This is a genomic window from Desulfonatronovibrio magnus (assembly GCF_000934755.1).
Taxonomy (GTDB): Bacteria; Desulfobacterota; Desulfovibrionia; order Desulfovibrionales; family Desulfonatronovibrionaceae; genus Desulfonatronovibrio; species Desulfonatronovibrio magnus.
On sequence record NZ_JYNP01000015.1, the window covers coordinates 85,313 to 108,745 of the forward strand.

Sequence of the window (23,433 nt, forward strand, 5' to 3'; positions counted from 1 at the left end):
ATCACTCTACGGTTACACTTTTGGCTAAATTACGGGGCTGATCTACATCTTTGCCGAGATACACGGCAGTTTCATAAGCAAAAAGCTGCAGAGCAGGCAGTACAAAAAAAGAATTAAGTGGCCCCCATGTCACTGGAATTTCCCAAACATCATTAACATCTAATTCTGATCCTGGCTGGGTCAAGGCAATAATCTTTCCTTTTCTGGCCTGAATTTCTTTAAGATTAGATTTTACCTTACCTAACAAATCATCTTTAAGAGCAAGAGCAAAGGTAGGCAGGTCCGGTTCTATCAATGCTATAGGACCATGTTTAAGCTCTCCAGCAGCATAACCTTCCGCATGAATATAGGATATTTCCTTGAGCTTTAATGCACCCTCCAGAGCCAATGGAAAATAAAGCCCTCTTCCAAGAAAGAAAAAACTTCTAACTTCTGAATAGGACTTACATATTCTGGTAGCAGTGTTCCGGGTATGCTCCAGTGTCTTGCTCAGCATATCCGGCAGGTCTTCAAATGCGCATACAGCTTCTTCAATGGCCTTGCTGTCCAGACTCAGGTTATGACGGGCCCAGTATAAAGTTATGAGAAAAATGAGCGCCAGTTGGCTGCACATGGCCTTTGTGGACGCAACACTTATTTCTGGACCGGCCTGGGTATAGACTACATGATGAGCTTCCCGTGCCAGACTCGAGCCCAGAACATTGCAAAGTCCAAGGGTTATTCCACCCTGCTTTTTGACAAGGTACAGTGCGGCCAGAGTATCTGCAGTTTCTCCTGACTGACTGATGAACAGATAAATTTTTGATGGATCATGGATCAAGGGTTTATATCTGAACTCCGATGCTATTTCAACATCAACAGGAATTCCAGCCAGGCTTTCCATGACGTATTTGCCCCATAGTCCAGCATGATAAGATGTACCGCAGGCAATAATATGCAGCCTTTTGGGGACTTGCAGGCTCTCAAGTTCCTTTAAAACAACACCTTTTGTTTCGCGATCAACGCGCCCGGCAAGGCAGTCAGCGATGACCTGAGGCTGCTCAAAAATTTCCTTGAGCATAAAGTGCCTGTATCCACCCTTCTGGGCTGCCTGAACATCCCAGGCTATGGTTTGTACTTTTTTAGTTACAGGCTCTAAGGTCAAAGAATTAAAAATTCGCCATTCATTGGAGGTCATTTCCACCAGTTCATCATCTTCGAGAAAGACTACTTCTCTCGTAAAGGGCAGGAAAGCAGGAATATCTGAAGCAACAAAATTTTCACCAGTTCCCTGACCAAAGATCAGGGGACTGGAGCGACGCGCTGCCCAGATAGTTCCGGGATTTGACCTGGATATCAGTGCAAAGGCAAATGATCCTTCTACCTGTCTCAATGCCCAGGAAATAGCCTGCCGCATATCTCCATGCCGTTCCATACCTTTGGCGATGAGACAAACCAGAACTTCAGTATCGGTTTCAGAACGAAAAGCTAAGCCGCAATCTGCAAATTCAGCTTTAAGCTCCTGGAAATTTTCAATTATTCCGTTGTGAACAAGGGCCAGATCTGAATTATGATCAAGATGAGGGTGGGCATTGATTTCATTGGGCAGGCCGTGGGTAGCCCAGCGGGTATGCCCTATTCCAGATGTGGCATGTATAACTGCACCAGTATCCAGCTTGGACTCCAAAGCCTCAAGTTTCCCGGAAGCCCTGAAAAGGTGCAGTTTGTTCATGTGCACAAAAGACAGGCCTGCTGAGTCGTACCCGCGATACTCCAGACTTTTCAAACCTTGAATCAACACAGGCACGGACGGCCTGTGTCCTGTATATGCTATTATTCCACACATAATCAGCTACCCCCATTCAGTAAAAATATGCACTGGCAAGAAAGCATTACACGTTTCTGAAAAGTCAACTGAGAGACAGTCCCGAAGCCAGGGACAGTTCACGTACCAAGCCGTCACAATCGGATTTAAGCCCAAAATAGCTATGACTTACAACTCAAATTTAAAGTTTTGTATCTGTTTAGCGCTTTGGATGTGGCATGGCTTCCTGCCCGGAGGCATACAGCCCGGAGGGGGACTGGCTCTTCCGGGATCCACTTGTCCCAAAAATAATTCATTTCGAGCACAAATTGATGCTCAAGTGGGTCCCGGAGTGCCTGTCCCCTGCATTCCTTAAAAGCGCTAAACAGATACAAAGTTTTCAGAAATGCGTATTGCTTCCCTGGAAAGTATTCTCAACTCTGAACAAAATCCCGCCATTTGGAAGCCAGCTTGTCAAGGGCTTTTCCTCTGTGACTTCGACTGTTTTTCAGTTCGGGTTTCATTTGCGCAGAGTGCAGGCCAAGCTCGGGATCATAAAATAAGGGATCATACCCGAATCCGTTATCACCCTTTTCAGTCAAGGCAATTAGACCTTTCCATTCGCCCTGAACTGTCATCTCCCTGCCATCAGGCATCACCGCAGCCATAACGCAAACAAACGATGCCTGACGTTGGTCCCCATCAAGGTTTGCCATGGCCTGCAGTAACTTGTCGTTATTATCCTGGTCTGTGGCATTTTCACCAGCATATCTCGCTGAATAGACTCCGGGATCACCACCCAGTGCAGGGACAACAAGACCTGAATCATCTGCTATGGAAATCAGTCCTGTTTCTTTCATTACGGTTCTGGCCTTAATCAGTGCATTTTCCTGGAAAGTTTTGCCAGTCTCAGGAATATCTCCGATTGATGGAAAATCTTTTAATCCTTTCACCTCAATGCCCGGGAGAGCCTTATTCAAGATTTGTTTGATCTCCCTGATTTTACCCTGATTACCCGAAGCCAGGACAATGGAATGTATGTTTGTTTTTGTCATGATTATGGCTAATATTTTACCTTATTATGAGTTACTTACCTTTTCAATTCTGTAGCAAAAAACAAGAAATTGTTATCAGTTGTCAGTTAATTGTTATTAGTTATTTGTTAATTGTTGGAGAACAAAAGCCTGAGTTCTCTGCCTTACCCTGATAACAATTAACAAATAACAGATAACAAATAACCGGGTTACATAAACATTACAATTCAAGCTGCTCAAAGGTCAAGGAGTCAAGATCAGTTAAAATCACTTTGTCAATCAGTCGTGCTGGTTTGCCTGTAAGCAGATTCAAAGCCTCCTGTGCCTGGATAGTGGCAATAGTCACCACAGTGCAGGCTATGTTGCCCAGCTTGATTTCCGCTCCCTGATCATTGCTGCCCTGCCAGAAGGCTGCCGGGCTTTTGCCGCCGGGCAGAACAGTGGCAGCCAGGCCGGTTGAACCGGCCACAAAACCTGTCACAAGAGGCAGACCGGCATTTCCCGTTGCCTCTAACAAGTCAGGCCTGAATTCAATTCCTCCCAAAGCATCGATCACAATATCTACTTTTGGAACAAGACCTGGCAGATCTTCTTTGATCAGAAATTTGTTAACTATCTCAAATGTGCAAAGAGGATTGATGCGGGTCAGCCTTTCAGCGGCAGCTTCTGCCTTGGACACTCCTGATTTGGAGTCATATCCTAGAAGTTGCCGGTTGAAATTGCTTTCTTCAAAAACATCTCCATCTGCTAAAAAAAAGCTGCCAACACCTGTACGTCCTAAAATTTCAAGAATATATCCCCCAAGCCCACCAAGCCCCACCAGAAGTACCTTCGAACTGGCAAGTGCAAGTTGCTGTTTCAGATCAATGGTAGGAAAATTTTTGATATATCTCCGAGGCAGAATTTTGTTGCTCAGGCACAGCTGTTGGGCATCAGATATTGAGTAATCATGCTTTTGAGAGAGGGAAATAAGGTTTGAGGTGGAAACCCAGGCAAAGGCAAACTTTTCATGATCCTGACTTGAACTTTTGAGTTCATCAACAAATGACTGGGGACTCAATCAACCTCCCCCAATGGCAGGAAAAATACCTACACGATCATTGTCCTGCAAGGGCTTATCAAGAGGACTATGATGGCCATTTATAAACATAATTTTTACATCTGCAGAAGGAATGGACAGTGTTCGGAGCACATCACCAAGGGTGGCTCCGGGCTGCATCTCAAGAGAGCCTTGATCAGGCTCATACTGAGACAAAGTGGCATAACACTTGACCTCTATGTTCATGACTTATTCCACCTGTAATTTAAGTAATCAAAAGAGGGCCTGCTGGAAGCAGGCCCTTACTGTGATTATTAGATCTCCACTTTAGCCTTTTGCATCTCTTCCACTGAAAAGTCCCATAATTGATTATGAGGAGGAAAAAATTCATTGAGAAAAAAATCAGGCAACTGATCGTGAACAGCTGTAAAACCTGCATCACGATTAAAAGAAAATTCATCCTTGAGGATTTCAATACCTGTCTTTCCAATATCATCTGCTGTAAATTCAATGCCGTATCTTGAGCTGATGAGTTTGGCAATGGTGTCCAATGCATCATCAGTATCAAGAACAGCAAAGGCTACAAACAGACAGAATCCAGTAGCATCTACAGCTGCAGTGGCTATTTGGAGATTTTTGGAAACCTCGACATTACCTTCCTTACCCAGAGGATCAATATCTCCACCCACCTTGAGGATATTCTGACAGATGGCATATCCTGCGGTATGGTCAGCTCCCATGGGACTGGTGGCATAGGTTACGCCCACACCCTTGGCAGCTCTGGGATCATAGGCTGGCAGGGACTGTTTCTTGACCACTGGCACCCGGTCCACACCAAAGGCTTCAGCAGTAAAAGAAGTACCATTACCAATGATGGCCCCGAGATAGTCTTTAGGATCATAAACACGTTTAAGAAGTTCAATAGCTCCAGGTCCGTCGCCCCATGGTACAATTCCAGCTTCCATGGCCATGGCAATTGTGGTGCCTGTTTCAATGGTATCCAAGCCAAGATCATCACAAAGACGGTCTAACTGCGCAATGTCATCAAGATTACTGATCAACAGGTTGGATCCAAAGGCCCATACAGTTTCATACTCGAATCCGGAAGTGAGGTATTCACCTTTTTCATCACAATACTTCTGAGAACATTGAATGATACATCCGGCATGACAGCCTTCCTTGGCCACACCTTTTCTCTTATTTATAAGCTCCACCATTTTTTCTCCACCAATCTCTGCAGCCTTGTCAAACCTTCCTTCTCTGAAGTTTTTGGTGGGTAATGTTCCAGCTTCATTAATAACGTTTATTAGAATTGATGTTCCGAAAGATGGCAGCCCCTGACCTGTAACAGGATGCTTGACCAGAATCTCGGCCCATCTTTTGGCTGCAGCTTTAAAAGCCTCTTTGTCAACAGGTTCAGGCGCTTTGGAGCCTTCAGCGTCAACCACAATGGCCTTGATTTTTTTGGAACCCATCAGTGCTCCAAGCCCGCCTCTTCCGGCTGCTCGACTGGGATTGCCCTTGGGATCTGTAAACTGAATGGATGAAGCCAGCCGAGTATTTTCACCTGCAGGACCAATGACCATAATGCCTACTTTTGACCCATATTTTTCGAAAAGCTTGGCTGAAGTTTCATAAGTTCCAAGACCGTCTAATTCAGGCATCTGATCAAATCTGGTTCCGAGCTTATCAATAACAAGAACCTGAAAAGGAGTTCCCGGCTCTGGTTTGTCTTCTATGATAATCCCAGTAATGTCGAGCTTGGCAAGTTTCTGAGAAAATGATCCTCCCGCATTGGACTCTTTAATAGTTCCGGTCAAGGGTGATTTACCACCAACTGACAGCCTGCCGGTATTGGCCGCTGTGGTGCCTGTAAGCAGTCCGGGAGCGATTACCAGCTTGTTCTGGGCGCTTAAAGGATGACAGGTAGGTGGCACTTCCCTGCGCACCACCCTTGAAGTAAGTGCTCTGCCTCCAAGACCTGCATAATCATCGGGCAAATCTGAAGAAACGATCTTTTTTTTCTTTGTGTTGATTCGGATAAGTGTGGACATAATTTCCCTCCTGTTGTTATAGTATGCTGATTTAATTTTTTGATTTATTCCGGAAAAAAGTACATGAACTGATCAATTCTGTGCAACAGACAAAGACAATCAGGCAAACCATTACTTTTTTCTTGTCTTACTACACCTTTTGGTAAAGCTTCGCAATTAAAATCACAGCTGCGTGCAATATTTTTTAAGCTATATTATCAATAGCCTCAAGAACTTGCAAGACATATGGCAGAATCCATGAAAGCAAAAATAATTGAGAAGCTCCTCACCCGGGTGGCCCGAGACCGAACGTGTGAGTAACTTTAAGAGTCTGTCACTTTTCTGGAAATTGGGACAGTCCCCGCGAGGTACTATAAAACAGATTGATGCTGCATTGGTTCTTGAAGGAAATTTGCTTTGATGAAAAAATCTACACAGCGAGGGACAGTCCCTGTGCCTGGCGCAAAGTTCCCATCTTTGACGGAACTTTTCTGGCAAATGTGCATCATTCATAAGCAAAAATCGTAAAAATGTGAAAACCGTAACAGCTTGATTTTATTACCAAAACGATTCCAGTTACTTGTAAGCTCCTCACCCGGGCGGCCCGAGACCGAACGTGTGAGTAACTTATACCCCTCGTTCCCAAGCTCCAGCCTGGGGACGTTTAGTTCTTGCGGCTCCAGCCACTTCTTCAAAATGTTGCTGGAGCTACAAAAAAAGAGGTGTAAAAGCCTCAAAACGTTAGAGATTGCCGCGCTCGAAGACTCGCTCGCAATGACACCTGAGCTGTCAGGGATGTAGTTGCTGAAAACCTGTCATTGCGAGGGAGCCTAAGCGACCGAAGCAATCTGTATCGTAAAACCGTAATGCTCTGAATTTATTACACATATGATTCTATTTACTTGTAAGAAGAAGCTTACCCAGGCAGAGGGTGTCTAAAGGTGCCAGCTGGGTCTCAGCCACATGAAAACCAGAGTTTCCAATCCGCCGCAAACCCAAGTTAGCAATGCAAAGCACAAAGCATTGAAAACATCAGTTGCTCAAAACAAACACCTCCACATAACATGCTGATAAAACTTCTTTTTTTATTGAAACCACCTTTTATAACCTTTTCGGTCTGGTTTTTGCTTAAGTTGACTTGATGAAGTATTAGCGCCCTTGCATTTGGCTTTGAAAAAAACAGTGTTTTTTCAGTTATCTTGATTTTTGCAAGACACACTGCCTGCATTCCCCTTAAATTAAATGATACTTATATAAAACTTAAATTCTAAACAAATCAGGAGGTTTTTTTTATGGCTGAAAACCCTAATGCCAATGTTGTAACAGAAACCAAAGTCAGCATGGTCACGCAGATGTACAAATCTGAGGACTGGTGGGCTATCTGGCTTGGCGCTCTTATCATTATCTTTGCCTGGATGGCTGCTACTGCCGCAAGTCCTGACGTGGACAGCATGTATCAGTATCAGGAAATCATGGAGCAGGAGCAGGAAATGGCTGGATTCCGAACCATAGCGTATACTGAAGCTGAATCCGCTTATAACTCGGTCAGAGCACGCAGTGAAGATGGTCTTCTCAAAACCGTTCACGGTTTTCTGGCCACCCCTGCGCGCTGGTCCAGCAATCCGCTTGACTCCATATTTCGTACTGAGCAGGCAGCAGCTGAAATCAGGGCTGCCAACGCGGATCGACTGGAGCAGGCCAGGGAAAGGTTAGAAGATGCAAGAGCCAGAGCCCAGGCAGCTGAAGATCTGGCCCGTGCTGAAAACTTTCAGAATACTCAACTCAACGCTGAAGCCAGACTGCTGCTTGGTGAATGGCGCTCTGCAAGAGATAGCTTTTCCAGTGCACGCAGCGCGGCTAATACCCAGTCCTTTAACAGAATTCCCGGCCTGCTGGCTCTTATGGTTATAACAGCCCTTATCTTTGCCATAGGCGGAAAATTCATGGGCCTTAACCTGAAAGAGTTTTTCATTGGCTTTCCTATAGTTTTCGGACTGGCTGTACTTTCATATGTTATAGCCAACCAGACAACTGTAAGAGCTTATGGATTTTCGTATGTTCTATGGGGAATTGTACTGGGCATGCTCATATCAAATACCGTAGGCACGCCCAAATTTCTTAAAACTGCGGCCCAGACAGAATACTTTATCAAGACAGGCCTTGTCCTGCTCGGTGCCAGTGTAATGTTCGGACTTATTCTAATGATTGGACCTGCAGGTATATTTGTAACCTGGGTGGTCACTCCCATAGTTCTAATAGGTACTTACTGGTTTGGTCAGAAAGTAATCAAGGTTCCTTCCAAACAGCTAAACATCACTGTATCCTCTGATATGAGTGTTTCCGGTGTGTCCGCAGCCATTGCTGCTGCTGCAGCTTCCAGAGCAAAAAAAGAAGAACTGACTCTCGCCATTGGTATGTCAATGGTATTTGTTGTGGTCATGATTTTTGCCATCCCAGCTTTCGCCAACTGGGTAGGAATGCATCCGGTATGGGCTGGTGCCTGGATTGGTGGTACAGTTGACAACACCGGATCTGTTGTTGCCGCTGGAGAGCTCATTGGGCCTGAAGCCATGTATGTAGCTGCTACTATTAAGATGATCCAGAATGTTATGATTGGTGTTATGGCATTTGGAGTTGCGGCATACTGGTGCCTCAAAGTTGAGCCGGACCGTGCCTGTGCTGCTGGAGCTGCTCCTGTTAAGTTCACCGCAGCTGGTGCATTGTATGAAATCTGGTACCGCTTCCCTAAGTTCATCCTTGGCTTTATCTTTGCTTCAATTCTCATATCCGTTCTCGCAGAAACAGCAGGTGAAGCATGGTCCTACGCCATGATCAACAATGGCATTCTGGCCTGGGCAAATGGTTTCCGCGGCTGGTTCTTCGCCATAGCTTTTGTAAGCATTGGTCTGAGCATTAACTACCGCGAACTTAAAGAACCTCTGCGCGGCGGCAAGCCATTGATCCTTTATGTATGCGGTCAGGGCTTCAACCTGATACTCACAGCTCTTGTAGCGTACATTATGTTCATGGTCATTTTCAGAGATATTACTGACCGTCTGATGGCTATGGGACTGTAACCACCATTAGTGGAGCATCAATTGTCACACAAACAGTCAGCCGGGGGCTTGGGGCCCCCGGCTTCTTTACAGAAAAGAATAGTCCGCCTCATTTTGGGAATCCTGATCATAATAGGTTTTATCGGTTTTTTATCCAATATTGAAAGAATAACCGGTAAAAGTGAAGTAATTCAAGTGCTGCAGGAAAAAGATATTTATGTAGGTGGATGGTACTGGGATATTATTGATGAAGTAGCTGAGGCTACAGATTTTATGCGCGGTGCCTTAAAAAGAGGCAACAATACCAGCGAAGATTGACCCTGCAGCGACAGGTTTTTGTCAAGAAAGATGGAATAATGTCAACCTCCTCAGGACAGGCCCTTTTGCCGATCAAAAGCAGCATGCATGCGGCTGGAAAAGATCGGCAAAAGAGTCGGTCCGCTTTCTGACTGAAAAATGTCGCTGCTCGGTCAAACAAAAAAATACTGTCCAGTTATTATGAATGCTGCAAAGTCCAAAATTCTCAAAGCGCAATACAAGGCCTTGATTTCAGAGGAGGAAAGATTCGCTGCCCGAGTGGTTTACCTTATGCGGGCCACGCGTGATCATCCATGGTGGCACCTGCTCATTCCGTTTAAGTTTTTATTTGAGTATTTGGCTCGAAAAAAAGAAACCCGCAAGTTTACTGAGCAGCATATGCGCTTCAAAATGATTGCCTTAGATGGAGCTTATATGTGCGCTGAAACTGGTGAAGAAAATCAGTCAAGACAAAAAATGCAGAGCCAGTTCAGAGATTTCTGGCTCCATGAATTGAAAATGGAATCCGGCAGGGTTTATGAGCTTTTAAGCGACCTGTTGGAAAAAATGTTTGATCATTACCTTCTGCTTTTCAATACCGGGGAAAAAAATCATGCAGCCATGGCTATCAAAGCCTACAGCCAACTTGATGACTACCGGCAGTTTCTACAAGAGCTTGATAGGCTGGAAAATGAAATTAATGAACAATTGCATCAAGATTTGACTGATGGTGATGTTGGTCAAGAAACACATAAAAGGCAAAAAGCTGTCAGAAAGGTTCGCGAAAGGTACCTGAGGGAAATATTCTAAAGCGGACTGTGTCCCACAAACCAGTTATCTGTTATTGGTTATCTGTTATCTGTTATTGGTTATTGGTTATTGGTTATTGGTTATCAGGGTAAGGTAGTGAGTGAAGGCTTTTATTCTTCAACTATTAACTATTAACTATCAACTGATAACTGATAACTGATAACAATTTCTTGTAACTCCTATTTTTCATTATTAAAGAAAAAAGAAAGTTCTTCTTCCCGCAAAGCTTCAGTCTGCTCTTCAATTTTTCTAAGCAGTATCTTATACTCTTCATCTTTCTGAAAATTATCTACCAGGTACTGATTAGCATCCTTCTCAAGCTCAGTTAGATTATTCAGAAAGCGTCTATATTCTCCTTGAGTCTTGTAAGCGTTCCTTATGAGCTCTTCAAATGTGCTTCCTGACTGTCTGAGCATTGTCAGGTAGTGCTGCTGAAGATATTGAATTATCTTGACCTGCTTTTCGGCCAGTGCCTTTTCCTCGTGGGTGTCAAGCTTGACATCTGAGAAATAGTCCTGAGATGATCCAGACTGGGCTGTTCCTGATTGCAATTCGAGATGCGCCAGTTTCAAAGCTTTTTCTTTGCTGCTCAGGATATTTTTAGCAAAGGAGCGCACCCCTTCTTTGTAATCTCCGATTTTCATGACATGGTGTACGAAAAGTATGGGCACGAGGATCATCCAGGCTGAAGCTTCCGGCTTTTTGACTACATCTTTGGCCAGCCTGTAGGCGAATTGCTCTTCCTGAGCATGAATGGCATCAAATTTTTCCTGTAGGTTTAAAGGCATAGGTGCAACTCCTTGGTTTCGCAATGAATATACAGTTAACCCTGGTGGATTGCAACCTTGTTTAAATTGGGTAGCGGGCGCAGCCGGCATTAGAAACTGGCGTTCCTAAACTGCAGCCAGGTATCAAGATCCAGATGCCTCATTTTTTTACAATTAAAAACCGATTCATATTTTGAGCCAGGAGGGGATAGATGAAAAATAAAAAATCCAAAAAACCGGGCAAACTCCGTTCGTGGTGGGAGCATAAAGTGCTGTATGATTCCAAGGACTGGATGCAGATCGAGGTGACATCGCGGTGCAACGCATTATGCTCTTATTGTCCGCGAACTGTATATCATAAACAATGGAAAGACCGCTCCATGCCAATGGAAACTTTTAAGGCGCTGCTGCCTGCTCTTCAAAAGACTGACTTAGCCTATCTTCAGGGTTGGGGTGAACCGCTTTTACATAAGGATTTCCCTGAAATGGTCAGACTGGCTAAGGAAGCCGGTTGTACAGTGGGAGTTACAACTAATGGCATCCTCCTCAGAGAGAGCTTGTTAGAAAAGCTGATTGAATCAGGTCTTGATATTCTTGCCTTCTCTCTCGCAGGAACTACAGCCGCAACTAATGATCCGGTTAGAGCTGGAGCTCCGTTTGAAAAGGTCATGGAAAAACTTGATCTCGCTAAGCGGATTAAGGAAAAAGGAGAACACACAAGGCCAGTTGTGCATATTGCTTACATGCTGTTGCGCTCTGGCCTGGATGATCTGGAAAAACTGCCGGAACTAATGCATTCCAAAGGCGTTGACCAGGCAGTAGTCAGCGTGCTGGATTTTGAGCCTGGAGTAGAATTGTCATCCGAAGTTCTATCCCCAGAAAACGAAAATGAAATCAGAGAGTTGGAGTCCATATTCAGCAGACTGAAGGAGCAGGCAAAAGAAAAGGGACAGACCATTCATACTCCGGTTTTTTCATCCTCAGTCCAGGACGGACTTGTCTGCTCGGAAAACGTTGAACACGCCCTTTTCGTATCTGCCCAAGGAGATGTCTCACCCTGCGTTTACGCCAATGTCCCCGTGGACAAAGCTGATTTTGCACGCCAGGGTCAACCTGAGCCCTACTCCAGAAACGTATTTGGAAATATCAACAATGAGCTTCTTCCGGTTATCTGGAGGTGCAAGGGTTACACAAGTTTTCGCGAAGGACTGAAGCTGGGAAGACCGGCTAGGATCTGTCAGAACTGTCCCAAAAGAAGGAGTTAGTAACTTAACGACTCAATCTTGTAAAAAATACAAGAAAATTTTAACCGCAAAAACGCTAAAGACTAGAATTTAAAGACAATAAAGAAAATATATTTTTGAAAACCGGGCATCGGTTTTTAAAAAGGCAGCCTTTTCATTTGCCGTCCCCCGGCAAATGAAAAAACTTCTTTCTTCCTTTGCGCCCTTTGCGTCTTGAGTGAGTCTTCGAACGGGCGGTTAAAAATATCTTTTTTGGGTTGTGGGTACAGCCAGCATTAGAGCTGCAACACCGGCAGAATAGAACTGGCCTTTGCAGGTTATCCGAAAACTCTTTTGATTTCCTCTTTTCGCATTTCCTTAAGGGCCAACTGCATTGAAAGGGACATTTCCCTTGCTACTGAGCCTGGATGATGGATTTTCAAAATACTGTCCTGAATATCCTGTTCAGTCTTTTCAAGTTTAAGCAGATAATTTCTGTATTGACCACGATTTTTATATACATTCCTCAAAAGACTTTCATAGTCAGTGCCGGAACTTTTCAAAAGCTTTTTATAATGACTTTTAATTAGCTCCACTTCTGCTTTCTGGCGAGTGATGAATAGTTTCATGTTGGGGGTGGTGCTGTCTTCCCCCACCTCTAAGGAATGTAGATAATCATGGCTCGGGAGGTTGGAACGAAGTTCATTGTATGCTGATCCAAGAGCCAGCAGCTTTGACTTCATTACTCCCTGAGTGAAAATGCTGATATCCTGTTTATACTCCTTGAGCTTTACAGCATGATAAATTAGAAGCAAAGGCATGATAATGCGCCAAATGGTCAGTGCCGGCTTTTCCACAACCTTCACTGCAAGCTCTGAAGCAAATTTGCGTTCATAATCCAGGATGATCTGTTGATTTTTTTGAAAACTTTCAGACATGGTAATATATTAAACCTTCCGCCTTCAGCATTATAAGTCCATTTTTATCTCTAACTTAACTTTGCCTGAGTAAAACTTTAAGCGTGTCAACAAAATGGATGGTGTTTATCTTATTAACTAATGTTGGCTTAGCCCGCAACCGAAAAAAACGATGGTTTTCCTTTGTTCCCCCTACTATAACTATACCGGCATCCGAGGTCTGTTGATTTTGAGGTGAGCGGGAATGATCAAATATGTATATCCATTTTCAAAATGTACCGGACTTCGAAACCCTTCCCCCATTCAGTTTTCCTTGTCCATCCGCATAAATTGTGGCAGTTAATATCCAGTTAATCGAATCCGCCGGGTTTTGAACTCCATTTTCTATATTATCAAAGGAGCCTCCGCCATGTTACACCTGCCCGTGGGCATAAATACCTTCTCCTCCATCCGCACAGGCGGTTACGTCTATGTGGACAAGACCGAACACGTCCATCGTTTGGTCCTCAAACAGGGCCGCTACTTTCTTTCCCGCCCCCGGCGCTTCGGCAAGAGCCTTTTCCTGGACACGCTCAAGGAACTGTTCGAGGGCAACGAAAAACTTTTTCAAGGACTGTACATCCACGACAAATGGGACTGGGACGCAGTTCACCCGGTAATCAAGCTTGATTTTGGAGAAGGCCGGCTGCGGGGCATGGACTCACTTCAGGAAAAAATCGACGAGCTCTTGATTGTTAATCAGCAGCGCCTTGGCGTAGAGCTGCAGTTTAAGAGCAATTCCGGCCGCTTTGCCGAACTGATCCGCCTGACCCATGAGCAAACCGGCAGGCGGGCCGTGGTGCTCATCGACGAGTACGACAAGCCCATTCTGGACAATCTGGAGCATCCGGACACGGCCCGGGAGATGCGCGAAGAATTGCAGGATCTGTATTCTGCGCTCAAGCCCCAGGATGGGCACATCCAGTGCATCTTCATGACCGGGGTGAGCAAGTTTTCCAAGGTCAGCCTGTTCAGCGACTTGAACAACCTGGAAGATCTGACCATTGACTCCCGCTTCGCCACCATCTGCGGTTACACCCAGCAGGAGCTGGAGACCTGCTTTGCCGATCACTTGTCAGATGTGGATCTTGAACACTTCCGCCAGTGGTACAACGGCTATCAATGGCTGGGCGAGCCGGTCTACAATCCCTTTGACGTGCTGTTGTTTCTGCAGAAGGGCAAGGCCTATCGCAACTACTGGTTCGAGACCGGCAGCCCAAGCTTTCTAATCAGGCTGTTCCAGCAAAAGCGCTACTTTCTGCCGAATCTGGAAGGCATCGAGGTAGGCGAGGAGATCCTTAATTCCTTTGACGTGGACACCCTGACCCCGGAAACCCTGCTCTTCCAGGCCGGGTATCTGACCATCGCGGAGAACCTGGAACGATATGGGGAGCAGCGATACGTGCTCCGCGTGCCCAACAGGGAAGTACGTCTGGCTCTGAACAATTCCCTGATCAGCGGATATACCCAGTTGGCCGCAGAAAAATTCTACATCAAGGATCATGTCCGCCAGGCTCTGCTCGACGCAGACCTTCCTGCCCTTCGTGACATCATCCACCGCCTTTTCGCGGCGATTCCTTACCGCAACTTTACCAACACGGACCTGTTGGACTGCGAGGGCTGGTATGCATCGGTGCTGTATGCCTTTTTCGCCTCACTGGATGCGCGGATCATCCCTGAGGATGTAACCAACAAGGGCCAGGCCGATCTGACCGTTATCCTGGAGAACAGGATCTTTGTGATGGAGATCAAGCTGGTCCAGGCCGCGGAAATCAAAGGCAATCCGGCCCTGGAGCAGATCCGGGTCAAGGGCTACAGCGAGAAGTACAAGGGCCGGGCCGGGATGTCCTTGCACGAGTTGGGGATGATTTTCAGCAAGGCCGAACGTAACCTGATCGCGCTGGATGGGCGGGAAGTACAAGGAACCGGGGAGGCTGGTTGAGAAGGCCGGGGAGGTAAGGGGTGTCTTGAAAATGGATGGATCAATCCACTTCTAAATCCTTCAGTCTCAATTGTCGAGCTATGATGTAATCCGCTGCCAGAGCTTAGAAAGCCTGCCGCGTTTCTGGCGGATCCAGGTGGTTTCCACATATGGCAGAAAGGCCTGTGCCTTCCACTTCTTTTTAAAAAAAGCAATGGCCGGATTTACGCTTAGCCCCAGATTCATTCGCCTGTGCCCCCGCTTTGCTCCTTCTGCCAGCAGTTCATGTAACAGCAGATCAGCTGTACCGGGTGGCGCTGCATCCGGGTCGCGAAAAGAAAACATATAAAAGGCTGTTTCCAGTCCTGTAAAATCTCCAATGGAAAAACCGGCCAGCTTTTTGTCAGCGGTCCAGGCTGATACCACCAGCGATCCTGGACATTCTTCAGTGTATCTTTCTAAATTTCGAAAAATCAGCCTTGTGCCTGAGTCTAAAATTCTGTGCTTAAGATATAACTGAACAAGATTAATATGATCTTTTTCCAGATTCGAAGCCTGGCGTATGCTCACCTCGCGGGCTGCTCTTCGAATCATATTACGCACCTTTTGAGGCAATGTACCACAGGGAAAGGACAGGGTCAGGAACTCATCCTGCATTGATGCTGCCTCTGATTGTTCTGCGTTTTCCAAAACCCAGCCGTCGGGTACAACATCCCGGCCGAGTCTGCAGGCGGCCAACAGAGTAATTTTGTCAGCTCTGGTGCTTTTCATGGCCATGGTCAGGGAATCCTGAACCGCCTGGTGATTAAGGGGATCTTGCAAAGGGTAGCCGATTAGTATGAGGTTGTCTGCTGCTTCATAAGCCAGGCAGGATTTAAAGCGGACAGGGACAGCCTGGGTCGTTGAGCGCACATAGCAGGTCAGTTGTTCGGGTACGACTGCCCATGCCGAAGCCTGGCTATGCTTGTCCGGTACCATCATCAGACCTTTTTAAGCTTGGTGACTTTAAATCCAGCCTGCGACAGCATACCCTGCAGATTAAACATGTGTGCAGACCCTACAAAAACAGCGCACCTGCCATTTCTGATATGTGGAAGCATCCGCTCTAAGAACACCTTATCCCTCCGATCAATGACTGTGTCTGTCCTGGAAGGAAATTCAACACTGGTTCCCATCATGGCATCCAGGTCGCCTTTGAGATAGGCTTTCATATTTTTGTTGATATATTTTTTCCAGTGCCCGCATTGCCGGAAAAAATCAGTAATTCTTTCTACTGGAATGCTTTCTAAGGTTTCAAGCTGTTCTTTGATAGTTTCCATACTAAGTACTTCCTTGCCCATTTCGTGAGCCACATGCCAGGCCTCGAGATCAACTGACTGTTTCCAGTCATGGCGGCGCAAAAAATGGGTCCACAGGGAAAAAAAGGCAAACCAGTGTCTGGTATCTGCGAGATAATAGCCAGCATCAGCAGGGTTCGGGTCTTCCGTGCCCAGCATTCTGGCCCAGAAACCCCGGGGGCCGCAGACCACCCGGTCCAGTTTTTTTATTTCATCAGGAGTCATAAATTTAATTAATCGAGGAGAATCCTGGTCAGGGGACTTTCCTGTCTGGGCTACCCCGTCCAGACTGTCCTGGTCTAATGGCCCTTCAAAAATTACAGTATCAACCTTTTCAAAAAGTCTGCTTAACGAAGAAGCAAAGCTATAGCAAAAGAAATGAGCTGTTCCGCCAATCCATGATTTTCGTCCGTCCTTTTCCAGTTCCCAGACAAGTGTAAAAGGGCGCTGAGGAGGCAGTGAATCCCAGAATTGCTCCCTGGTCATGCTCACATGCGGCATCTGGGCCACGCTGCGCATCATGTCGCTTAAATCATCAGTAAAATTTGCTGGCTCAGTCCATTCTGCCATCTCATAGGAAAGGTCAGGCTGGCCTCCCCACTTGGTTTTAAACCTGGTTATTCCCTCATTAACTCCAAGCCCAAGATGAATATACTTTTTATTATATTCAGCACTAAGCTTGATCATTTCTCCAAAAAGCATGTCAGAAGCATAAGGAAGATAGTATTCTTTGGAATGCGCCCCCAAAAGGTAACTTACAAAATCTTTAGGGCCAGTATCGAGAAGCAGGCAGGCAGAAAGATTGCCCTGCTGGTCCCAGGCGTTGAGGAGCATTAGGCTGGGACATTTTGCAAGCACATCTTCAGTTCGTGCATAAAGCTCACGAACATTGGGTTTAAGCGGAACCCGGCCAGTAAATTCAGCCCATAAACGACGATGAGCAGAAGTAAACTCTTTGCCTGTTTCAAAGGTCAGCTGTGCAGCACCTTTTTCACAAAGCCTTGAAAGCTTGGAGGGGACAGATTCACCAACAGTCAGAGTATAAAATTGATCCTTATCAACAAGGAATTCCTGGATTCTTTCCGGCAGGCTGGGACAAATGGCCCAGCAAGCCTGGGCTTTTGCCTTGCGCCTGGCTTTGATCAAAGCCTTGTCAAATTCATCAGGGCAGTATGAACTTTCAGGGTCTTGAATGGGATATCCGACAGCGAGAAGCCAGTCTTCAGCATGAAAAAAAAGGTACGGACCTTCGAGGAAGGGTTGGCCTCCAGACATTGCAGCCATAAACCTCACTGAATGTTCAGGAACTCTGGCCTTTTCCAGAATCATTTCAAAATCTTTATCATTCAAGGGCAGGTAATCTTTCATGTTTTTCTCCAAAACGATTTTAAGCCAATTGTCTGAAGTTTAGAAGTTACTTGCAAGCGATTAATTGTAAAAATATGAAAATCAGCGACAAATGTAAACTTTTATTTGCAATGGTGCAAACTCGGAGCTACACTTCATGGGAAGGAGGCTGCAGTGCAGGAATACAAAAACACGTCGTCAACCACTGAATTAAGGAGTGAGAGCAGAAATTCTAAATTTTTCAAGCTGTCCATGGGGTTTCGTTCGCGCTTTCTCGTTGGTACAGGCCTGATACTGCTTCTGGTCTGTTTTGTAAGCGCGTTTGTAATTTACTACAGAGAAAAGAGCCTGCTTGAAGATTCTGCCTACTCCAAAACTGAATTGGTCATGGCTTCCATTGAAGCCAGCAGGATGTATATCAGGGATGAGCTCAGGCCCAAAATGATTGAAAGATTTGGAGAAGACTTTTTCATGCTTGAGGCCATGTCTACGTCTTATGTGGGCAGGGCTGTCATGGACAATCTGAAGCGCAACCTTCCTGAACACAGCTATCGCCGTGTTTCCATCAATGCCCGCAATCCAGATTCAGAAGCAAATGCCATGGAAAGGGGCATGCTGGCATACTTTCAGGATAATCAGAATCAGAAAAACTGGCAGGGTCTGCTGGAAAACAAGGGGGATGCCTTTTACATGCGCTTTAAGCCAGTATACTTTGAACATTCCTGCATGAGTTGCCATGGAAGCCCGGAAGACGCTCCTGCAGAACTTTTAAGCCTTTATGGAACTGAAAGAGGATTTGGACATTATCCAGGGGAACTGGCAGGAGTCATCGCTGTAGGCATACCCGTGCAGAGTGCGCTGGCAGCCATACAGGAAAAGGCAACCTCAGTCTTTCTTGTAGTTTTTTTTGGTGTATCTCTTTTTTATCTGACTCTCATTGTTTATTTCAACTGGACAGTTGTCAGTAATATACGTGGAGTACTTAATATTTTTAGAGAAGAGGTTGATGATGACAGCCTGCCTGAAATTTTTGATGACCAGGACTCAAATGATGAGATTGAAGTTCTATCCGCCGCTGCCCAGTCCATGGCCTCTCACCTTAAGCACACCCGTGAAGAATTAAAAAAGTATGCACAGAATTTGGAACTTAAAGTAGAGGACAGGACGAGTGCTTTGAAGAAATCTGAAGAGCTACTCAAAGAGAAGGTGATCATAAGAAATAAGGAATTGTATACATTAAACAGTATTGCTGAGTTGACCACTCAGGCTAGAGGACTTGCTGACATCTGGCCTGGCGCACTGGGTCAGATCTTGAAAATGATGCCGGCCAGGGGGGTTGGTATTTACCTTCTTGATGAATCTACTGGAAACCTGCGGCTGAAGTTTCAACAGCAAGCCCAGGACTTGCCTGTGCATGTTCAATGCTTACAGCCTGACAGAGAATTGAAGTCCATTGACTTAAGCTCCGCCAGCAGCAACATGAAAAAATCAGTCTGTAGCGCTCTGAAAGGAAACATGCACAGCTTCAAAGCTGCCGGGTATGGTCACTGCTTGAATGTTCCTCTCTATTGCAGAGGCAAGGTTCTGGGAATTATGAGTTTTGTTCGAGTGAATTATGCGGAAATATTACCTGAGCAAAAAGAATTGCTACTGTCCATTGGCCGGCAAATGGGCATTGCCGTGGAAAGTCTCAATGGACTGCAGAAACTTATCCAAAGCAAAGAACTGTTGCAGTCGGTTTTTGACGGCATTACTGACCTGGTCATACTCATGGATAAAAACTTCCGCATCAAAATGGTTAATAAAGGATATATTGACAAGTTTAAGGTTGAGCCGGAAGACGTTTACGATATACCGTGCTATGAGGCACACTCCGGACTCAAGACCGCCTGCCCGCATTGTGGCTTGAACAAGGTTGTCCAGACTAAAGAACCTTATGTCAGCGAGTCACGATGCGGAACAGGAGAAATATATCTCGTGCACTTCTATCCTGTCTTAGACGAGAACGGCGAGTTGGAAAGTATAATTCGCTATGCAAGAGATATCACAGACCAGAAAAAAGTAGAAAGCAGGATTCAACATACTGAAAAACTTGTGGCTATGGGTCAGCTGGCTGCAGGAGTTGCTCATGAGATAAACAACCCTCTCGGCATTATATTGTGCTATATTGATCTGCTCAAAAGACAGCTTGCAGACTTCCCTCAGGGACTTAAAGATCTGAACATAATTGAAAAACAAACTCTTAACTGCAAACAAATAGTTACAGACCTGCTGCAGTTTTCCAGAGGCCAGGAAAGCACCAAGGCATTTGCATCAATAAATCATACCATTGAGGACGTTATTCAGATGTTCAGGCATCAGTTCAAGAAGCAGAAAATTGATGTATCGCTTAATCTTGAGCCAGATATGCCCCATGTAAATTTTGACGAAAATAAAATCAAGCAGGTTTTTGTAAACCTTGTTATGAATGCATGTCAGGCAATCCAGAAAAATGGGACTATATCCATCCATTCCAGGTTTGAAAATGAATCATCTCAAGTGAGATTGACCGTTCGTGACAGCGGTCAGGGGATGGACCCTGAGATCAGAAAAAAGATTTTTGATCCATTTTTCAGTACCAAAAAGACAGGGGAGAGCACAGGTCTGGGTTTATCTGTAAGCTATGGCATCATTCAGGATCATGGTGGGGAAATATATGTCAGCAGTCAACCATCTGAGTGGACTGAGTTTACAATAATCATGCCTGTTGCCGGTAATTAACAGATTCATTCAGACAGGCTGCAGCAAGGTTAACACACAGCGCTAACCCGACGGTAATTAATATGAAAATAATGATAGTTGATGATGAAAAGGATATGCTTGAAGGTTTGAAGAGAATCCTTCCCTATGAGCTGAAACAATGCAACGTCACAGTTTTCTCCAATCCTGTCAGCTCTCTGGAGTATGTACGTCATAATACCATGGATCTTATTTTAATGGACGTGCGCATGCCGGAAATGGATGGCATTGAGCTTCTTGAACGTGTTTTGCAGGTTGATCCAGGATCTACTGTGATTATGATGACCGCTTACGGCAGTATTGAAATCGCTGTACAGGCCATCAAAATGGGAGCATATGATTTTATTACCAAACCTTTTGACATACCCGACCTGGTAAGAAATATTAAGAAAGGTATTGAAAGAAATTCTTTAATCCGTGAAAATATGTGCCTCAAGCAGCAAATCTCCCAACAGTCAGTGTTTGAAGATTTTGTGGGACAAAGTCAGCCCATGCAGAGGTTATATGAGACCATTCAATCACTGGCTCAGACAGATTATTCTGTTCTTATCCGGGGAGAATCTGGTACGGGAAAGGAGCTTGTGGCCAGAGCCATCCACGGGCTGAGTAAAAGAAAACATAAACCTCTTGTTACTATTAACTGTCCGGCCATTCCTGAGCATCTTCTGGAAAGTGAACTGTTTGGCCATAAAAAAGGCTCATTTACCGGTGCCCTCAAGGATCATAAAGGTCTTTTTATTGAGGCAGACCGTTCCAGTCTGCTGCTTGATGAGATTGCCGATATTCCTGTGAGTATCCAGACCAAACTTTTGCGTGCTCTGCAGGAGCAGGAAGTCAGACCTCTCGGAAGCAGCAAAAACATCAGGGTTGATGTCCGCATCCTGTCTACAACCAACCAGGACCTTGAAGAAAAAATCAGGGAAAAGAGTTTCAGAGAGGATCTTTTTTACAGACTCAATGTTGTCACAGTCTCTACACCTTCATTGCGGGAGATTAAAGAAGATATCCCTCTGATTGTGCATCATTTTAATCGCCAGGTGGCTTCAGAACTTGGAGGGGAACCCAAAAAACTGTCTGGAGATGTCATGGAAGCTCTTTCCCGGCGTGACTGGCCGGGTAATGTTCGTGAACTGCAAAATTTCATCCGCAGGATGGTTGTTTTTTCTTCCGGTCCGGAAATAAATATAGATACCTTAAATGCAGTGGACAACAAGGAACATTCTAAGAGTCCAGGTTCGGTGGTCTGCTTAGAGTATGGGCCTGAATTGTATTCTGATGCAAAGAACAGAGTAATAAACGAGTTTACTGAAAGTTATGTGCGGGAAGTTTTTTCCAGGACCAACGGCAATATTTCTCAGGCGGCCAAGACAGCAGGCCTGAGCAGGGTGGCTTTACAGAAGATCGTCAAAAGGCTTGATATTGATCCGGATAGCTACAGACCATGAAAAGATGCCGATTAGGGCAGAGGTTTGAGGTCAGAAGTCAGAGATCAGAGAACAGACATCAGAAGTCAGAAGTCAGAAGTCAGGGGGCAGAAGTCGTAAGACAGGGTGCGGAAGTCAGACTGTCTTATCAAGAAAAACGCCTATTAGATTTTCCTGCGAACGGATTGCTTGCGCATTGCTTTCAAAAGCCCGTTCATCACGGATCATCCCGGTAATTTCTCTTGCCAGATCTGTATTGCTGGCCTCAACCGCAACTTCCTGCTGTACCATTAGCCCCTGTTCATTTTCTACAGCCTGCTGACGCTGCACAAGAGGACCCATGCTTTGATCTTCAACTATCTGAGCCGGTCGCACCCCTTGACCCTGAGGTCCGGTTTCAAGATCTAACCGTTGAGACTTGAACTCGTCAGTGTTGATATTGGCCACATTATGAGCAGTTATATTCTGGGACAACCCAAAAGAACTCATGGCTCCAGCACTTACTGCTATTGACATTTCTACCTCCCTGGTCTGAAGGGTAGTTTTTTACTGTTAAATATGTGTGCCAGTCTATCCCATTTTAAAGAAAATAGTGGCAGGCACTCCAGAACCTACTCAGGCAATAATCAGGTAACCTCCAAAATCTTGTTTTGAGGCAGGAGATACACGTGACAGCCATCCCCCATCCTTAATGCATAGGCCTTATAGTGTTCCAAATATTTTAAAAGGTCACCGTACATTAACATTGCTTTCAAGGATAAATCTAATTACAAATTGTGGCAAGTAAAGATTTTTTTCTCAGAATAGATTTCCAACAGAGCTGAGCTGTCAATGTTCCAGAAAGTCGGCAGTATTTTATAATCATTGATCATATACGGATATTTTTATGTCACATGAGCTTTTGTCCATAAAAGAAATTGCGCGAAGACTTAAACTCCCTGAAAGCAACATTCGTTATTACCGAGACCAGTACGAACATTTTTTGCCCTCTGTAGGATCAGGCAGAATGAAGCGCTTCAAACCTGAATCTTTGCAAATCTTTCAGGATATTGCACAGGCAATGCGTCAAAAAGTACCTCGCCAGCACATTGAGCACATGCTGTCCAGCAAATATCCACATAAATCCGCAAATGTCTTTCAGCAAGGGTCAGATAATCTGCCAGTTCCCTCGAATTCCAACATGTCGACGAGCATGTACCAGAATATTTTGTCCACACAGGCCGGTGCTCTGGACAGGATGTCCAGAAGCCTGCAGTTGGAAAGAGGAATACGCCTGGAAATTATGCAGATGCGTGAAGGTTACAGCAAATTAAAAAAAGGATTGCAGATTGTATGGCGTCAGCAGCAGAAAGCCAGAAATAACCTTTCTGAAAAAAATTTCCATGAACGACTTGATGCCATGGAAAAGAGGCTGACAATGCTTGATCAGCAGCAAAAGCAGTTGGAAGACAAGTTACATGAAGAACTGAACCTGCTGAAAAAAGAACTGCTTAAATGCCAGTTCTGGACCAAAAGGGCTTTGCTTCAGACTTCAAATTCAAAATGGCAGCAGGGCAATAATCCTGACAGTGCGCAATCACGAGAAGATACACCTGTTCCTGATATTCCCGAAAACCATATACCATGAT

At 45.2% G+C, this 23,433-nt stretch carries 18 protein-coding genes; 8 read left to right on the plus strand and 10 right to left on the minus strand.

Features of this window, described 5'->3' with window-relative positions; translation table 11 throughout:
* Position 1: 1 nt before the first annotated feature.
* The 5 genes from glmS to LZ23_RS01415 form a co-directional block, all read right to left on the minus strand.
* On the minus strand, positions 2-1,825 hold the full coding sequence (gene glmS, locus LZ23_RS01395; protein ID WP_045210930.1) for a glutamine--fructose-6-phosphate transaminase (isomerizing): 1,824 nt from the start codon (positions 1,823-1,825) through the stop codon (positions 2-4).
* Between the two features lie 392 nt (positions 1,826-2,217).
* A complete protein-coding gene (locus LZ23_RS01400) occupies positions 2,218-2,838 on the minus strand; it encodes an XTP/dITP diphosphatase (RefSeq protein ID WP_045210931.1) in 621 nt (206 codons plus the stop codon).
* Between the two features lie 199 nt (positions 2,839-3,037).
* The gene (locus LZ23_RS01405) at positions 3,038-3,877 is read right to left on the minus strand and encodes a HesA/MoeB/ThiF family protein (protein WP_052507016.1); all 840 of its coding nucleotides are present in this window, start codon (positions 3,875-3,877) and stop codon (positions 3,038-3,040) included.
* Entirely contained in the window at positions 3,878-4,102 is a 225-nt protein-coding gene (locus tag LZ23_RS01410) for a MoaD/ThiS family protein (RefSeq protein WP_045210933.1), read from the minus strand.
* A gap of 68 nt (positions 4,103-4,170) precedes the next feature.
* Positions 4,171-5,910, minus strand: coding sequence for an aldehyde ferredoxin oxidoreductase family protein (locus LZ23_RS01415; RefSeq protein ID WP_045210935.1), 1,740 nt, complete (start codon positions 5,908-5,910; stop codon positions 4,171-4,173).
* Positions 5,911-7,181: 1,271 nt separating this feature from the next.
* On the opposite strand from LZ23_RS01415, the gene LZ23_RS01425 reads away from it, so the two are divergent.
* From LZ23_RS01425 to LZ23_RS01435, 3 genes are all read left to right on the plus strand, one after another.
* Positions 7,182-8,966, plus strand: a complete 1,785-nt coding sequence (locus LZ23_RS01425; protein ID WP_045210938.1) for a YeiH family protein — start codon at positions 7,182-7,184, stop codon at positions 8,964-8,966.
* 21 nt (positions 8,967-8,987) lie between these two features.
* Complete coding sequence (locus tag LZ23_RS01430; protein WP_045210940.1) at positions 8,988-9,263, plus strand: hypothetical protein; 276 nt, start codon at positions 8,988-8,990, stop codon at positions 9,261-9,263.
* 180 nt (positions 9,264-9,443) lie between these two features.
* On the plus strand, positions 9,444-10,052 hold the full coding sequence (locus LZ23_RS01435) for an NF038143 family protein (protein WP_157493071.1): 609 nt from the start codon (positions 9,444-9,446) through the stop codon (positions 10,050-10,052).
* A gap of 179 nt (positions 10,053-10,231) precedes the next feature.
* Here LZ23_RS01435 and LZ23_RS01440 read toward each other — a convergent pair whose 3' ends face one another.
* Positions 10,232-10,840 carry an NF038143 family protein gene (locus tag LZ23_RS01440; RefSeq protein WP_045210942.1) on the minus strand — a complete coding sequence of 203 codons (609 nt, stop codon included), beginning with the start codon at positions 10,838-10,840 and terminating at the stop codon, positions 10,232-10,234.
* Between the two features lie 191 nt (positions 10,841-11,031).
* On the opposite strand from LZ23_RS01440, the gene LZ23_RS01445 reads away from it, so the two are divergent.
* Positions 11,032-12,084: a radical SAM protein gene (locus tag LZ23_RS01445; RefSeq protein WP_052507017.1), complete on the plus strand. Its 1,053-nt coding sequence runs from the start codon at positions 11,032-11,034 to the stop codon at positions 12,082-12,084.
* A gap of 296 nt (positions 12,085-12,380) precedes the next feature.
* Here the strand turns inward: LZ23_RS01445 and LZ23_RS01450 are convergent, their stop codons facing one another.
* Positions 12,381-12,980, minus strand: a complete 600-nt coding sequence (locus tag LZ23_RS01450; protein ID WP_045210944.1) for an NF038143 family protein — start codon at positions 12,978-12,980, stop codon at positions 12,381-12,383.
* 388 nt (positions 12,981-13,368) lie between these two features.
* Between LZ23_RS01450 and LZ23_RS01455 the strand changes: the two genes are divergently transcribed.
* Positions 13,369-14,940 (plus strand): ATP-binding protein, encoded by a 1,572-nt coding sequence (locus tag LZ23_RS01455; RefSeq protein ID WP_045210945.1) that lies wholly within the window; start codon positions 13,369-13,371, stop codon positions 14,938-14,940.
* Positions 14,941-15,018: 78 nt separating this feature from the next.
* Here the strand turns inward: LZ23_RS01455 and LZ23_RS01460 are convergent, their stop codons facing one another.
* Both LZ23_RS01460 and LZ23_RS01465 read right to left on the minus strand, forming a co-directional pair.
* A complete protein-coding gene (locus tag LZ23_RS01460) occupies positions 15,019-15,900 on the minus strand; it encodes a GNAT family N-acetyltransferase (RefSeq protein WP_045210947.1) in 882 nt (293 codons plus the stop codon).
* Positions 15,900-17,624: a TraB/GumN family protein gene (locus LZ23_RS01465; RefSeq protein ID WP_232300351.1), complete on the minus strand. Its 1,725-nt coding sequence runs from the start codon at positions 17,622-17,624 to the stop codon at positions 15,900-15,902. The genes LZ23_RS01460 and LZ23_RS01465 overlap by 1 nt, the downstream gene beginning before the upstream one ends.
* Before the next feature lie 153 nt (positions 17,625-17,777).
* Between LZ23_RS01465 and LZ23_RS22100 the strand changes: the two genes are divergently transcribed.
* Together LZ23_RS22100 and LZ23_RS01475 are read left to right on the plus strand one after the other, a co-directional pair.
* Positions 17,778-20,363, plus strand: a complete 2,586-nt coding sequence (locus LZ23_RS22100; RefSeq protein ID WP_052507019.1) for a c-type heme family protein — start codon at positions 17,778-17,780, stop codon at positions 20,361-20,363.
* A gap of 62 nt (positions 20,364-20,425) precedes the next feature.
* Positions 20,426-21,826, plus strand: coding sequence for a sigma-54-dependent transcriptional regulator (locus LZ23_RS01475; RefSeq protein WP_045210948.1), 1,401 nt, complete (start codon positions 20,426-20,428; stop codon positions 21,824-21,826).
* 114 nt (positions 21,827-21,940) lie between these two features.
* On the opposite strand, the gene LZ23_RS01480 is transcribed toward LZ23_RS01475, so the two are convergent.
* Positions 21,941-22,321 carry a flagellar basal body rod C-terminal domain-containing protein gene (locus LZ23_RS01480; RefSeq protein ID WP_045210950.1) on the minus strand — a complete coding sequence of 127 codons (381 nt, stop codon included), beginning with the start codon at positions 22,319-22,321 and terminating at the stop codon, positions 21,941-21,943.
* Between the two features lie 370 nt (positions 22,322-22,691).
* Here LZ23_RS01480 and LZ23_RS22105 point away from each other — a divergent pair, with 370 nt between their 5' ends.
* Positions 22,692-23,432 carry a MerR family transcriptional regulator gene (locus LZ23_RS22105; RefSeq protein ID WP_052507020.1) on the plus strand — a complete coding sequence of 247 codons (741 nt, stop codon included), beginning with the start codon at positions 22,692-22,694 and terminating at the stop codon, positions 23,430-23,432.
* The last annotated feature ends 1 nt before the right edge of the window (position 23,433 follow it).

What these genes read in the sequence shown, in the direction of transcription:
- glmS (WP_045210930.1), bottom strand. Translation starts at nt 1,825, where the DNA reads ATGTGTGGAATAATAGCATATACAGGACACAGGCCGTCCGTGCCTGTG.
- LZ23_RS01400 (WP_045210931.1), bottom strand. Translation starts at nt 2,838, where the DNA reads ATGACAAAAACAAACATACATTCCATTGTCCTGGCTTCGGGTAATCAG.
- LZ23_RS01410 (WP_045210933.1), bottom strand. Translation starts at nt 4,102, where the DNA reads ATGAACATAGAGGTCAAGTGTTATGCCACTTTGTCTCAGTATGAGCCT.
- LZ23_RS01415 (WP_045210935.1), bottom strand. Translation starts at nt 5,910, where the DNA reads ATGTCCACACTTATCCGAATCAACACAAAGAAAAAAAAGATCGTTTCT.
- LZ23_RS01425 (WP_045210938.1), top strand. Translation starts at nt 7,182, where the DNA reads ATGGCTGAAAACCCTAATGCCAATGTTGTAACAGAAACCAAAGTCAGC.
- LZ23_RS01435 (WP_157493071.1), top strand. Translation starts at nt 9,444, where the DNA reads ATGAATGCTGCAAAGTCCAAAATTCTCAAAGCGCAATACAAGGCCTTG.
- LZ23_RS01440 (WP_045210942.1), bottom strand. Translation starts at nt 10,840, where the DNA reads ATGCCTTTAAACCTACAGGAAAAATTTGATGCCATTCATGCTCAGGAA.
- LZ23_RS01445 (WP_052507017.1), top strand. Translation starts at nt 11,032, where the DNA reads ATGAAAAATAAAAAATCCAAAAAACCGGGCAAACTCCGTTCGTGGTGG.
- LZ23_RS01450 (WP_045210944.1), bottom strand. Translation starts at nt 12,980, where the DNA reads ATGTCTGAAAGTTTTCAAAAAAATCAACAGATCATCCTGGATTATGAA.
- LZ23_RS01455 (WP_045210945.1), top strand. Translation starts at nt 13,369, where the DNA reads ATGTTACACCTGCCCGTGGGCATAAATACCTTCTCCTCCATCCGCACA.
- LZ23_RS01460 (WP_045210947.1), bottom strand. Translation starts at nt 15,900, where the DNA reads ATGATGGTACCGGACAAGCATAGCCAGGCTTCGGCATGGGCAGTCGTA.
- LZ23_RS01465 (WP_232300351.1), bottom strand. Translation starts at nt 17,624, where the DNA reads ATGAAAGATTACCTGCCCTTGAATGATAAAGATTTTGAAATGATTCTG.
- LZ23_RS01475 (WP_045210948.1), top strand. Translation starts at nt 20,426, where the DNA reads ATGAAAATAATGATAGTTGATGATGAAAAGGATATGCTTGAAGGTTTG.
- LZ23_RS01480 (WP_045210950.1), bottom strand. Translation starts at nt 22,321, where the DNA reads ATGTCAATAGCAGTAAGTGCTGGAGCCATGAGTTCTTTTGGGTTGTCC.
- LZ23_RS22105 (WP_052507020.1), top strand. Translation starts at nt 22,692, where the DNA reads ATGTCACATGAGCTTTTGTCCATAAAAGAAATTGCGCGAAGACTTAAA.